A 12,597-nucleotide genomic window follows, 5' to 3' on the forward strand; every position below is an offset into this window, starting at 1 on the left:
CCCTACGTAACCAACCAAGCAACACCCACGCAATGAGCAAAAAGCGCGTCAATTTCTATCCCGGCCTGCCGCCCCGGCTGCGTCCGTTCACCGACCTCGACATCGTCTGCGGCGTCGACGAGGCCGGCCGCGGCCCGCTGGCCGGGCCCGTGTTCGCGGCCGCCGTCATCCTCGACCCGAAGCGCCCGATCGAGGGCCTGCGCGACTCGAAAAAGCTGACCGAGGCGCGCCGCGACGAGCTCGCGCCCCAGATCCGCCAATACGCGCTGGCCTGGGCCGTCGCCGAAGCCTCGTGCGAGGAAATCGACACCCTGAACATCCTGCACGCGACCATGCTGGCCATGCGCCGCGCCGTCGAGGCGCTGCAGACCCTGCCGACGATCGCCCTGATCGACGGCAACCGCTGCCCGCCGATGGAGATCCGCGCCCACGCGGTCATCGAAGGCGACGACAAGTGCCACGCCATCTCGGCCGCATCGATCCTGGCCAAGACCGCGCGCGACGCCGAGCTGGTGCGCCTGCACGCGCAATATCCCGAATACTGCTTCGACCAGCACAAGGGCTATTCGACCGCGCTCCACCTCGAGCGCCTGCGCCTGCACGGCCCGTCGCCGGTGCACCGCCGCTCGTTCGCGCCGGTGCGCAACCTGCTGCAGGTCGATTTGTTTGCGCCGGCGGTGGAAGAGGGCGTTGTCCTGGCATGAAGACCGTCACCTCGCGCGATAACCCGTTTTACAAGGAACTCAAGGCGCTGGCCGCCAGCTCGCAGGCGCGCAGGAAAGCGGGCCGTACGCTGCTCGACGGCGTTCACCTGTGCCAGGCCTGGCTGGACCTGCGCGGCGCGCCCGGCCACTGCGTAGTCTCGGAAGACGCCCTGCACAATCCCGAAGTGGCCGACATCGTCGCCCGTTGCGAGAGCCTGCGCGCCCACGTGACCGTGCTGCCCGACGCCCTGTTCGGCGCGGTCAGCCAGGTCGAGCACGGGGTCAACCTGCTGTTCGTGGTCGAGACCCCGGCACCAAGCCAGCCGGCGGCGATGCAGGTTTCCGCCGTGCTGCTCGACGGCGTGCAGGATCCGGGCAACGTCGGCTCCATCCTGAGGAGCGCCGGCGCGGCCGGCATCACCCAGGTGTTCTGCAGCCCCGGCACCGCCTTCTGCTGGTCGCCCAAGGTCCTGCGCGCGGCCATGGGCGCCCACTTCGTGCTCGAGATCTTCGAGAACGTGGACCTGGCCGCGCTGGTCAAGGCATCCGATATCGCCGTGCTGGCGATGAGCGGCTACGCCGAGCAGAAGCTGTACGAGGTCGACCTGCGCCAGCCGGTCGCCTGGCTGCTCGGCCACGAAGGGCAGGGCGTGGCCGCCGATCTGATGGCCCTCGCCAGCCACCAGGTGGTCATTCCGCACGGCGGCCAGGTCGAGTCGCTCAACGTGGCCGCCGCGGCCGCGGTCTGCTTCTTCGAGCAGCTGCGCCAGCAGGGGACATAGACGGCGGCGCCGCATGTAGAGTAATCTGGGGTACACGGTTTTTTGGAGTCGAGATGGACATCGCGCATTTGCACTTTCTGGTAGCCGAATCCGACAACGCGCAGCGCGCGGCGGCGGTCGAGATGCTGGGCCGTCTAGGGGCCAGCCGCGTGACCGACGTGCCGGACGGGCACATGGCCCTGCGCACCTTCCAGGCCGGCTTCACGCCGCGCGTGCATGTGGCGATTATCGACCTGGCCCTGCCCGGCATGGACGGGCTGGAACTGATCCGCAACCTGGCCACCCTCGACGCCGGCATCAGCCTGATCGTCACCGGCGCCCAGCCGGCCAACCTGCTGTTCTCGGTGGAGACCCTGGCCCAGGTCTACGGCATCGACCTGCTCGGGTCGATCAGCAAGCCGGTCACCGCCGCCAAGCTCAAGCCCCTGCTCGACAACTACGTGCCGCAAGCGATGCACGCGGTAGTCGACGACACGCCGCGCTTTTCCTTCGCCGAGATCGGCACCGGCCTGCAGAAGCGCCAGTTCGAACCCTTCTTCCAGCCGAAGATCGAGCTGGCCACCGGGCAGGTCAAGGGCCTCGAGACCTTCGCGCGCTGGCGCCATCCCGAGCACGGCCTGCTCGGCCCTTCGGCCTTCATCGACGCGCTCGAGCAGAACAACCGCATCGACTTCCTCGACTGGAGCATGATCGAGCTGTCGGTCGAGCGCTGCCGCTGGTTCCACGATCAGGGCACGCCGATCTCCATCTCGATCAACCTGGCGCCCGAGACGCTCGCCCATCCGGCCTTCCTGCGCCAGATCACGGCCTGCCTGCAGCGCCACACGGTGCTGCCGGACTACATCACCTTCGAGATGCCGGAGTCCTCGGTCCTGAACACCGACCCCAACTTCATCGAACGCCTGGTGCGCCTGCGCATGATGGGCTTCGGCCTGGCGATCGACGACTACGGCACCGGCCGCTCGAACCTGCAGCTGCTGGCCCGCATCCCGTTCACGGAACTCAAGATCGACCGCAGCTTCGTCGACGGCGCCTCCAAGCGGCGCCCGCTCGGGACCGTACTGCGCTCGTGCATGAGCCTGGCCCACAGCCTGGACCGCATGTCGGTCGCCGTCGGCGTGGAGACGCGCCAGGACTGGGACTTCCTGCAGGGGCTGGGTTGCACGTATGCGCAGGGTTACCATATCGCCAATCCGATGGAAGCCACGGCGTTCCCGGGATGGCTCGAAGACTGGCGTCACTTCTTTTAAACAGCGCCGCGGGCATGTTAGTATAAATACATGGACCGCACAGATAGACGAAGCGACTACAAGACCGCACTGCTGATCGACGCAGCCATCCGCAGACCCGCTGCCGACAGCCGCGCCTCACCGGCGCGTGGAGTGGCACGTGAGCTGGCCGGTCTCGGCGTGCCATTCGATACCGCCAAACGCGTGCTGACCAAACCCGCCGAACGGCGCCATGCGCCGCCCACCGCGGCCGACCTCGCCGCCGTGCGCGTGCTCGACATCCCGGAGTAGGCCATGGCCCTGACGCTGCGCTGCGACTGCGGCAGACTGCAAGGGGAGGTCGACCCGGGCGGCGTTGCGGCGCGCGCCGTTTGCTATTGCCACGATTGCCAGGCCTTTGCCCGTTTCCTCGGCCGCGAAAGCGACGTGCTGGACGCCGCCGGCGGCACCGAGGTCGCGGCCACCCTGCCGTCGGCGGTGCGCTTCACATCCGGGCTCGAACACCTGGGCTGCATGTCGCTCAGCCCGCGCGGGCTGTACCGCTGGTATGCCACCTGCTGCCGCACGCCGATCGGCAACACGCCGCGCGAGCTGACCACGCCCTATGTCGGCCTGATCCGGGCCTGCCTCGATGCGCCCGACGAGGCCCTGGCCCGCCAGCTCGGCCGTTCCCCCATCATGGTGCAGACCGGCTCGGCCCTGGCGCCCGTCAAGTCCACCCCGCTGCGCACCGTGTGGGCGGTGGCGAAGATCGGCAGCAAGCTGCTGCGCGCGCGCCTCGGCGGTGGATACCGCGACAATCCCTTCTTCCAGCCCGGCGGCAGCGCACCCCTGCGCGAACCCCGCGTGCTCACGCGCGAAGAGCGTGCCGCGCTGACGCGCTGATCTTCAATTCCCAAAACCCGTGGGGTCAAGATTCCGGTGAAGCCGTGGAGGAGGCCACTGGCCTCCTCCACCCCTACGCACCGCGCCAGATGTAGGGTGGAGTCCCGACTCCACGCGTTTCTGCGCTCGCGGTACGGCTGCACATGCTTTCGGCTAGCTGCTCCAATTGCTAGGTATAAGCAATAAATGCTTCCGTTAAATATCTGCCTAGTGCTATCCTCCAGAACATGGTTGTTCCAACAACACGAATAATTCATTTCTGGAGACTAGCTTATGGTATCGCCGCGTCCTCGTTGTCTGTCCTTCCTCATCGCCACACTGTGCTCCCCGGCCTACGCCCAGGAGGTCCCACCCGCACCTATCCAGCAGGTAGAGGTACGAGCAAGCGCTGAAGCCTACAACCCGCGCCGCGACGACACTGCCAGCCGCATCGTCATCAAGCGCGAGGAAATCCTGCGCTACGGCGACACCTCCCTGCTCGACGTCGTCAAGCGCATCCCCGGCGTCACCGTGACCACCGGCGCCGGGCGCAGCCAGGAAATCCGCATGCGCGGCCTGGGCGCCGGCTATACCCAGATCCTGGTGAACGGCGAGCGCATGCCGGCCGGCTTCGCGCTCGACTCGCTGTCGCCGGAACTGATCGAGCGGATCGAGGTGCTGCGCGTCGCCACGGCGGACATGTCGACGCAGTCGGTCGCCGGCACCATCAACATCGTGCTGCGCAGCAGCGGGCCCAAGGCCGCACGCAAGCGCGAGCGCGAGGCCAAGCTGGGCTATCTCTACGGGGAGCTCGCGCGCGGGCCGTCGGTGAGCGTGCAGCTGGGAGACCGTGCGGACCGCTCGTCGTGGTCGGTCTCGGCCAGCGCCAGCGACGAGCGCTTCGACCGTACCGCGTCGGGCTTCGAGGAAAACCTGCGGCCCGACGGCGTGGTGGACCTGTTGCGCACGACGCGCATTCCGGAGAAGGGCGGCGACCGCCGCATCAGCCTCAGCCCGCGCCTGGGCTGGACGCTGGCCAATGGCGACACGCTGACCTGGGAAAACATGTTCACCGCCTTACAGTTCCGGAACCGCACGCACCTGCAGGTGAGCACCGCGCTCGGCGCCGCGCCGCCGGTGCCCGACCTGCGCACCATGGCCGAGATCGAGAATGCGACGCTCAAGTCCGACCTGCGCTGGACCCGCAGCCTGGCCTCGGGCGCGAAGCTCGATGCCAAGCTCGGCGTCGAGGGCAACCGTTCGGACGACCTGTATCCCCGGGTCGGTCTCGACAGCGCGGGGCGTCCCGCCACCGATGGCAGCGTGCGGGCCAGGGTGCGCGGCAAGGGCGCCAGCAGCACCGGCAAATACACGCGCAAGTTCGATGCCGGCCATGTGCTGGCGCTGGGCTGGGATGCGGGCGTCAACGCCAGCGATCAACGGCGCGTCGAGCGCGACGCCGTGCGCGTGTTCCCGGCCGGGCAGCTGCTCGACGAGACCTTCGACGCCACGATCGCGCGCCTGGCGGTGTATGCCCAGGACGAGTGGGAGCTGACGCCGCAGTGGTCGGTCTACCTGGGCGCCCGCTGGGAGGGCATCCGCACGCGCGTGCACGGCAACGCGGTCGAGGATACGCGGGTGGAGTCCAGCGTCCTCAGCCCGGTGTTCCAGACCCTGTACAAGCTGCCGGGGGCGAAGGGCGACCAGTTGCGCCTGGCCGTGAGCCGCACCTACAAGGCGCCCGGGCTGAACAGCATCGTGCCGCGGCGCCAGGCCTGGGAGAACAACAGCCCCACCGAGGCCGACTACCAGGGCAATCCGGCGCTCGAGCCGGAACTGGCCTGGGGGCTCGACGCGGGCTGGGAGCACTACTGGGCCGAGGGCGCGATGGTGTCGGTGGGCGGCTCGATGCGCCGCATCGACAACTACACCAGCGGGCGCGTCTATTTCGACGGCCTGCGCTGGATCTACATGCCCGCCAACGAAGACCGCGCCACGCTGCGCAGCCTGGAGCTGGAGACGAAGTTCCCCCTAAAGTCGCTGTTCGCGGGAGCGCCGGCGATCGACCTGCGCGCAAGCCTGAGCCGCAACTGGTCGCGCGTCGCCTCGGTGCCCGGGCCGGACAACCGGATGGAGCGGCAGACGCCGCTCAGCGCCAACCTCGGGATCGACTACAAGGCGGGCGCGCTCACGGCCGGCGCGAGCGTCGCGCACCGCAGCGGCGGTTTCGTGCGGGTCGCGGCCAACCGCAGCTACTACAGCCATGCGCGCACCGATCTCGAAACCTACGCGGTTTGGAAGTTCGGCCCACGCGTGCAGCTGCGGATGGCGGCGTCCAATCTGCTCAGCGAGGACAACCAATGGGAGATCAGCTACACCGACCCGGTCACCGGGCGCGAGAAGCGCGGCTGGAATTTCCGGGACGGCGCCAAGCTGCGCACGACCCTGGAGATGAAGTTCTGAGGGAAGGGCGGCCGGAGCGCCGGCCTTACAGCTCCGCTTTACAGCTCAATAATGAGGTCGGGCCGGAAGCCCTCCTGCTCGCCCTTGCTCAGGTAGCCCAGCGGATTGGCGACGACGCGGCACGACCAGGAACGCCCGTCCTCGACGCCGGTTACAAGGTAGTCGTTACGGCAGTGTAGATGGCCGTGCATCCAGATGTCGGCCAGCGGGAACAGCTCGTCGAGCGCGTTGCAGAAGCCCGCCGTGCCCGGCGTGACCCCGTAGCGCGGATCGGCGCTGCGCAAGCTGGGGGCGAAATGGGTGACCGCCACCGTGGGGCCGTCGAAGGGCACGGCCAGTGCGCCGCGCAGCCATTCCTGGCAGGCCAGCGACATCGCGCGCCAGCCGTCGGCCAGCACCGGTTTCCCATCGCGCAATGTGGTGTTCTTGCCGAGGTAGTAGTTGGCAGCGCGGATCGCCTTCTGGTGCAGCTGCTGCTGTTTCAGCGGGTCGTAGCCGGCGGCGAGGGCGTCGAAATCGGCCCACAGCGTGGTGCCGACGAAGCGCACGCCGTCGACGATGACCGTTTCGCGGTCGAGCCAGGCAATGCCCAGCCGCTCGCAGGTAGCGCGCAGGCGGGCATGGGCTTCGTCGAATTCAAGCCCGTCGTACTCGTGGTTGCCCGGCACGTAGAGCACCGTCGCATCGGTCGCGCCCAGCGCCGGCGCGAAGCGTTCGAGCCCGAAATCGGTGCCGCCGAGGCGCGAGCCTTCCTGGTAGGAGCCGATGTCGCCGGCCAGCACGATGAGATCGATGCCGGGCGCGATCCGCGGCTGGAAGGCCGGATAACGTTCGAGGTGGAGGTCGGAGAACAGCTGGATGCGCATGGTCTGCGCAGTATAGCCGCTCGCGCCGTCGAAGTGGCGGCCGGCCTCGCCGCCCATCGCCTGTCCCTGGAGTGACCCGAAAAGCTGTGTGAATCGATCCGCCTCTGTGCGCATGCGCACAGAGGCGCGGATTGCCGGACGCTAGGGTAGGCAATCCATGTCAGGGGAGGGCGCCATGAGCGAGGAAACACGGAAACTGCGGGTCGAGAAGCCCGACATGCCGGCCGGCGGCTGGGGTTCGGTGGGGGAAGTCGCCCACATCCTGTTCGACCAGCGGGCGGTCGCGAAGGACGCGGCGCTGCTGCTCAAGCAGAACAAGACCGACGGCTATGCCTGCGTCAGCTGCGCCTGGGCCAAGCCGGCCAACCCTCATCCTTTCGAATTCTGCGAGAGCGGCGCCAAGGCCACGGCCTGGGAGACCACCAGCAAGACGATCGGCGCCGACTTCTTCGAGCGCCATACCGTCACCGAGCTGGAATCCTGGAGCGACCACAGCCTGGAAGACCAGGGACGGTTGACGGTGCCGCTGCGCTGGGACGCCGCCAGCGACAAGTACCGCCCCGTGTCCTGGGAGACGGCATTCGCCGAGATCGGCGCCGCGCTGCGTGCGGCGGAGCGCGAGAACGTCGTGTTCTACAGCTCGGGACGAGCCTCGCTCGAGACCTCCTACATGTACGGCCTGCTGGCCCGCATGTACGGCAACAACAACCTGCCGGACAGCTCGAACATGTGCCACGAGAGCACCTCGGTGGCGCTGCAAAAGACCATCGGCGTGGGCGTCGGCACCGTGGTGCTGGACGACTTCGAACGTACCGACTGCATCTTCTTCTTCGGCCAGAACGTGGGCGTGAACAGCCCGCGCATGCTGCACCAGCTGCAGGAAGCGCGCCGGCGCGGCGTGCCGATCATCACCTTCAACCCGCTGCGCGAGCGCGGTTTGGTCAGCTTCACCAACCCGCAGTCGCCCGCCGAGATGCTGACCAAGTCCGAGACGCCGATCAGCACCCAGTACCACCAGCTGATGCCGGGCGGGGACACGGCCGCCATCATGGGCCTGTGCAAGGCGGTCTTCGACCTCGACGATGCTGCCGTCGCCGCCGGCCGGCCGCGCGCGCTCGATGCCGCCTTCATCGCCGGGCACACGGACGGCTTCGCGGAATTCGAGGCGGCGGTGCGCGCCTGCCCCTGGCGCGACATCGAACGGGAATCGGGCCTGGCGCGCGCCGAACTGGAACGCGCCGCCGGCGTCTATGCGCGATCCGAGGCCGTCCTCGGCGTCTACGGCATGGGCCTGACCCAGCACCGCAACGGCGTGCAGAACGTGGCCATGGTCGTCAACCTGCTGCTCCTGCGCGGGAACATCGGCAAGCCCGGCGCCGGAGTCTGCCCGGTGCGCGGCCACTCGAACGTGCAGGGCCAGCGCACGGTGGGCATCACCGAAAAACCGGAGCTGGCGCCGCTCGACAAACTGAAGGAACAATACGGCTTCGAGCCGCCGCGCAAGACCGGCATGAACACGGTCGAGGCCTGCGAAGCCATCCTGGCGCGCAAGGTGCCGGCCTTCGTCGCGCTGGGCGGGAACTTCCTGCGCGCCGTGCCCGAGACCGCGCTGATGGAGGCGGCCTGGCGCGAGATTCCGCTCACGGTGCAGGTGTCGACCAAGCTCAATCGCAACCACGTCATCCACGGCAAGGCTTCGTACATCCTGCCTTGCCTGGGGCGGATCGAGGTCGACCGCCAGCAGGGCGGCGAGCAGGCCGTCACCGTCGAGGACAGCACGGCCTGCATCCACGGCTCGCGCGGGATGGCGCAGCCGGCCTCGCCCGACCTGCTGTCCGAACCGGCGATCGTGGCCGGCATCGCCAAGGCCACGCTGGACCCGAACCCGCGCCTGGACTGGGACGCCTGGGTCGCCGACTATGGCCGCATCCGCGACGCCATCGAAGAGACCTATCCCGACATCTTCCATGACTTCAACGCCCGCCTGTGGACGCCGGGAGGTTTCCGCAAACCGATCGGCGCCGCGCAGCGCAAATGGGAGACCGAGAGCGGCAAGGCCGGATTCACGGTGCCCGAAGAATTGCCGGGTGATCCGGACCTCGCCGGGGGACCGGCCTCGCTCCGTTTGTTCACGGTGCGCAGCGATGGCCAGTTCAACACGACCATCTACAGCTTCGACGACCGCTTCCGCGGCGTGTACGGCTCGCGCATGGTTCTGTTTATGGGCGAGGCCGACATGGCGCGCCAGGGCCTCGCCGCCGGCGACACTGTCAGCCTGCGCTGCGCGACGGACGACGGCGTCGCGCGCCGCGTCGACGGACTGGTGATCGTCCCCTACGATATCCCCGAGGGCGCGGTGGCCGGCTACTTCCCCGAATGTAATCCGCTGATCCCGCTCTGGCACCACGCGAAGGAAAGCAAGGTGCCGGCGGCGAAGGCGATCGACGTGCTGGTCGAGCGCACCGGGAGCGCGCGATGAACGCGGCCGAACCCTTCCTGGGCACGGTCCCGGACGCGGCGGCCTTCGTAAGCGCCAGCCGCTGGGACGGCGTCCAGTGCGCCGAGGGCAGCGAGCTGGTGGCCGAGGAGGTGCCGGTGGCGCTTGCCTACAACGGCATCACCCACGCGGTGATGCTGGCCTCGCCCCTCGACCTGGAAGACTTCGCGCTCGGTTTTACCCTGAGCGAGCGCATCGTGCGCCAGCGGCGCGACGTCTACGACATCGAGGTGGAGCAGGGCTGCCGCGGAATCGTCGTCTCGCTGCGGATCGCGTCGGGCGCGATGGCGCGCCTGAAGGGGACGCGCGCCGCGCGCCTGGGCAAGACCGGCTGCGGCCTGTGCGGCGTCGACAGCCTCGATTATTTCGAGCGCGAAGCCTGCCTGCCGGATGCCGCGCCGGCCCCCGGCATCCGTATCGATCCGGCCGCGCTGCACCGGGCGATGGCGGCGATGGCCGCGCGCCAGCAGCTGCACCAGGCCACCGGCGCCGTGCACGCCGCCGCCTGGGCCGACCTCGAAGGCCGGATCGAATGCCTGCGCGAGGATGTCGGCCGTCACAACGCGCTCGACAAGCTGGTCGGCGCACTCGCTAGTGCCGGATCGGCGCCGCACCCGGGCTTCGCCGTGGTCACCAGCCGGGCCAGCTTCGAGATGGTGCAGAAGGCGGCGCGCGCCGGCTTCGGCCTGCTGGCGGCGATCTCGGCGCCGACCGCGCTGGCGGTGCGCATGGCCGAGGAATCCGGACTGACCCTGGCCGGCTTCGTGCGCGCGGGCAGGCACGTGGTGTACAGCCATCCGGAGCGCCTGCTGGCGTGAATGCTGCCACTCCCTCAACGAACACGAAAGGTCCCGCATGAACCGTTTTACCGACAAAACCGTCCTCGTCACCGGCGCCGCTTCCGGCATCGGCCTGGCCACCGCCCGCCGCTTCCTCTCCGAAGGCGCCCGCGTCGTGATGCTCGACATCGACGCAGCCGGCCTCGAAAAGGCCGCCGCCGGACTGCCGCAGGACCGTGTCCTGGTCCAGGTCGGCGACACCGCCGACAAGCAAACCGCCACCGCCGCAATCAAGGCGGCCATCGACCGCTTCGGCGGACTGCACATCCTGGTCAACAACGCCGGCATGGCGGTCGAGGGCGACATCATGCAGACCAGCGAAGACGACTTCGCACGCATCATGGCCGTCAATGTGGCCGGCTACTTCCACATGGCCAAGGCGGCGATGCCCGAACTGGTGAAAGCGGGCGGCTCCATCGTCATGACCTCCTCGGTGTCGGGACTGGGCGGCGACTGGAATACCTTCGCCTACAACACCTCGAAGGGCGCCGTCAGCAACATGGTGCGCGCGATGGCGCTGGACGCGGGCAAGGACGGCGTGCGGGTGAACGCGGTCAACCCGAGCTTCACGAAGACCAAGATGACCGAGGACATGCTGGCGGATCCCGAACTGGTCGCCAAGTTCAAGGAACGCATGCCGCTCGGCGCGCCCGAGGATGCGGACGGCGTCGCGGCGGCGATCGCCTTCCTGGCGAGCGAGGATGCGCGGCTGATCACGGGCGTCAATCTGCCGGTGGATGCGGGGGTAACGGCGTCGAATGGGCAGCCGCCGATGTAGGGCTTGTTGTCCGTCCCAGAACGGTTCTTCGCGATCGCCAGTGGCCGTCGCGTTGACGGTTTTGTTGAAGCATGGACGAGGGGGCGGTGCGATATCGGGTTTTGGGTGGAGTAGTGCGCCGGGAGACCTGCTGTTCGAACGGCCGCTCGCAGCCATTGCAACTTATTGCCGCGTCCGCTTACGACTTGAAGCAGACGTTCTCCCATCAATAGTGATCAGCGATTCTGTCTACAGCCGAAACCTTGCATCCCTTGGGACAAAATATCGTCAGAGTCTCCGAGTGGTGGTTCACCGACCCCCATTCGCGCGTTATTTTCCAGCTCGGTAGTTCATCGGAATCTTCGCTCCCCGGGCTGACAGCAAACGACCAATGTCCTGAATAAAATGCATGGAGCAGAAGAGCCGGTTCACCCTGAGCAGTTTGGATTTCTAACGTGGCTACATATCCTTGCTGTGCCAACTTTGGATGACTGGTGGTGTTGAACTCGTTCGTCTCCCCTCCAATGCCTTTGCAACAGATCATCCGGTCACTTGCCCCCCAGAAGACTGCCGCGACGGTATCGTTCGACGTTTCTACGCTCTTGCTTTTCTTAAAAAAACACGTCATTCCTCTCAAATTAGGCGCACTTGATGGATGTCCGCTTGTCGCCGGTAGCGGACCTATTGTAGCGTCCGCTAACGACCCAAAGCAGCCGTTGTCGGAGTTGGGCACAGGCCTAATTGTTGAGCCTGTAAATTCGCTCGATTTCTGCAGCAGAGAGTCTTGATAAGCTGGCCTCAACGACTGCAGGAGTGACACCGAGCGGGAAGTACATGGTGACAATTTCTCCACCGGGCCGCTCCCTGCTAATTCGATACTCGTACGACAAATCGCACTCCTCGCCAAGGAAGTCTTCAACGAAGTCGAAAAGCTCATAATCCGCAATAGCGACAATGCACCGATCTCCGTCGTCTAACCCAACGCTGATATGCGGAAGAATCTGCTTCACGAATGCCCCTTAGTACTACGCTGAGTGTCCGCTCCTGGCCGAAAGCAGACCTATTGTAGCGTCCGCTACCGACCCAAAGCAGACCTTGGAGAGCCAAAGGTCACTCGACGAGCTCCCCGATATATACCAGAGAATATTTTCCAGAGCTGGCTTCAAACTCGGCAACAACTTGTATGGTAGGACACGAAACGGACAGCATTGCTTTTATGTACCGCCCGTTTGCCGCCACTCTCAACGGAACCAAAACCCCAGTTTTCGACCATAAGCAATCCTCTATCTTTTTTTGATAAGCAGGACTGGAGAAGCCCGAGAGGCCACATTTTTCGATGTCATCTGGATAATTTTTGTTCTTTACGCACGCGAGCTTGGCACTTAAGTCTTCGCTCGCGCCGGGCAGCTTTTTCAGTAACTTCAATTGCGTCGTGCCAACTTCCGCAGCGGTCCATGCCGACACCGTAAAACACAGGAGAAAAACAAGCGATTTTATGCACTGCACGGGTTGCTCCATAGTTCGTTGGAGTGATAGCGTCCGCTTCTGGCCGATTGCAGACCTTCGGAACGGCTCAGTGTACGTCCTCAACGCTCC

12 protein-coding genes are annotated in these 12,597 nt (G+C 66.5%); 9 read left to right on the plus strand and 3 right to left on the minus strand.

Annotation, left to right across the window (positions count from 1 at the left end; all coding sequences use genetic code 11):
• Positions 1-32: 32 nt before the first annotated feature.
• From rnhB to ACWCIA_RS07280, 6 genes are all read left to right on the plus strand, one after another.
• On the plus strand, positions 33-704 hold the full coding sequence (gene rnhB / locus ACWCIA_RS07255) for a ribonuclease HII (RefSeq protein WP_454161920.1): 672 nt from the start codon (positions 33-35) through the stop codon (positions 702-704).
• Positions 701-1,486, plus strand: coding sequence for a TrmH family RNA methyltransferase (locus ACWCIA_RS07260; RefSeq protein ID WP_454161921.1), 786 nt, complete (start codon positions 701-703; stop codon positions 1,484-1,486). Before rnhB ends, ACWCIA_RS07260 begins: the two co-directional genes overlap by 4 nt.
• Before the next feature lie 53 nt (positions 1,487-1,539).
• Positions 1,540-2,736, plus strand: a complete 1,197-nt coding sequence (locus ACWCIA_RS07265; protein ID WP_454161922.1) for an EAL domain-containing response regulator — start codon at positions 1,540-1,542, stop codon at positions 2,734-2,736.
• A 132-nt stretch (positions 2,737-2,868) separates the two neighbouring features.
• A complete protein-coding gene (locus ACWCIA_RS07270; RefSeq protein ID WP_454161923.1) occupies positions 2,869-3,006 on the plus strand; it encodes a hypothetical protein in 138 nt (45 codons plus the stop codon).
• Between the two features lie 3 nt (positions 3,007-3,009).
• Positions 3,010-3,600 (plus strand): DUF6151 family protein, encoded by a 591-nt coding sequence (locus ACWCIA_RS07275; RefSeq protein ID WP_454161924.1) that lies wholly within the window; start codon positions 3,010-3,012, stop codon positions 3,598-3,600.
• 273 nt (positions 3,601-3,873) lie between these two features.
• A complete protein-coding gene (locus ACWCIA_RS07280) occupies positions 3,874-6,042 on the plus strand; it encodes a TonB-dependent receptor plug domain-containing protein (protein WP_454161925.1) in 2,169 nt (722 codons plus the stop codon).
• Positions 6,043-6,080: 38 nt separating this feature from the next.
• On the opposite strand, the gene ACWCIA_RS07285 is transcribed toward ACWCIA_RS07280, so the two are convergent.
• On the minus strand, positions 6,081-6,908 hold the full coding sequence (locus ACWCIA_RS07285; protein WP_454162079.1) for a metallophosphoesterase: 828 nt from the start codon (positions 6,906-6,908) through the stop codon (positions 6,081-6,083).
• Between the two features lie 175 nt (positions 6,909-7,083).
• On the opposite strand from ACWCIA_RS07285, the gene ACWCIA_RS07290 reads away from it, so the two are divergent.
• Genes ACWCIA_RS07290 through ACWCIA_RS07300 form a run of 3 tightly spaced genes read left to right on the plus strand, consistent with a single transcriptional unit; the run spans position 7,084 to position 11,022 of the window.
• Positions 7,084-9,387: an FdhF/YdeP family oxidoreductase gene (locus ACWCIA_RS07290; protein WP_454161926.1), complete on the plus strand. Its 2,304-nt coding sequence runs from the start codon at positions 7,084-7,086 to the stop codon at positions 9,385-9,387.
• Positions 9,384-10,223: a formate dehydrogenase accessory sulfurtransferase FdhD gene (fdhD, locus tag ACWCIA_RS07295; protein WP_454161927.1), complete on the plus strand. Its 840-nt coding sequence runs from the start codon at positions 9,384-9,386 to the stop codon at positions 10,221-10,223. The genes ACWCIA_RS07290 and fdhD overlap by 4 nt, the downstream gene beginning before the upstream one ends.
• Before the next feature lie 37 nt (positions 10,224-10,260).
• Positions 10,261-11,022 carry an SDR family NAD(P)-dependent oxidoreductase gene (locus ACWCIA_RS07300; RefSeq protein WP_454161928.1) on the plus strand — a complete coding sequence of 254 codons (762 nt, stop codon included), beginning with the start codon at positions 10,261-10,263 and terminating at the stop codon, positions 11,020-11,022.
• Between the two features lie 716 nt (positions 11,023-11,738).
• On the opposite strand, the gene ACWCIA_RS07305 is transcribed toward ACWCIA_RS07300, so the two are convergent.
• On the minus strand, positions 11,739-12,011 hold the full coding sequence (locus ACWCIA_RS07305) for a hypothetical protein (RefSeq protein WP_454161929.1): 273 nt from the start codon (positions 12,009-12,011) through the stop codon (positions 11,739-11,741).
• A gap of 100 nt (positions 12,012-12,111) precedes the next feature.
• Positions 12,112-12,519 carry a hypothetical protein gene (locus ACWCIA_RS07310; protein WP_454161930.1) on the minus strand — a complete coding sequence of 136 codons (408 nt, stop codon included), beginning with the start codon at positions 12,517-12,519 and terminating at the stop codon, positions 12,112-12,114.
• Positions 12,520-12,597: the final 78 nt, after the last annotated feature.

This window comes from Massilia sp. SYSU DXS3249 (assembly GCF_053668055.1).

What these genes read in the sequence shown, in the direction of transcription:
- rnhB (WP_454161920.1), top strand. Translation starts at nt 33, where the DNA reads ATGAGCAAAAAGCGCGTCAATTTCTATCCCGGCCTGCCGCCCCGGCTG.
- ACWCIA_RS07260 (WP_454161921.1), top strand. Translation starts at nt 701, where the DNA reads ATGAAGACCGTCACCTCGCGCGATAACCCGTTTTACAAGGAACTCAAG.
- ACWCIA_RS07265 (WP_454161922.1), top strand. Translation starts at nt 1,540, where the DNA reads ATGGACATCGCGCATTTGCACTTTCTGGTAGCCGAATCCGACAACGCG.
- ACWCIA_RS07275 (WP_454161924.1), top strand. Translation starts at nt 3,010, where the DNA reads ATGGCCCTGACGCTGCGCTGCGACTGCGGCAGACTGCAAGGGGAGGTC.
- ACWCIA_RS07280 (WP_454161925.1), top strand. Translation starts at nt 3,874, where the DNA reads ATGGTATCGCCGCGTCCTCGTTGTCTGTCCTTCCTCATCGCCACACTG.
- ACWCIA_RS07285 (WP_454162079.1), bottom strand. Translation starts at nt 6,908, where the DNA reads ATGCGCATCCAGCTGTTCTCCGACCTCCACCTCGAACGTTATCCGGCC.
- ACWCIA_RS07290 (WP_454161926.1), top strand. Translation starts at nt 7,084, where the DNA reads ATGAGCGAGGAAACACGGAAACTGCGGGTCGAGAAGCCCGACATGCCG.
- fdhD (WP_454161927.1), top strand. Translation starts at nt 9,384, where the DNA reads ATGAACGCGGCCGAACCCTTCCTGGGCACGGTCCCGGACGCGGCGGCC.
- ACWCIA_RS07300 (WP_454161928.1), top strand. Translation starts at nt 10,261, where the DNA reads ATGAACCGTTTTACCGACAAAACCGTCCTCGTCACCGGCGCCGCTTCC.
- ACWCIA_RS07310 (WP_454161930.1), bottom strand. Translation starts at nt 12,519, where the DNA reads ATGGAGCAACCCGTGCAGTGCATAAAATCGCTTGTTTTTCTCCTGTGT.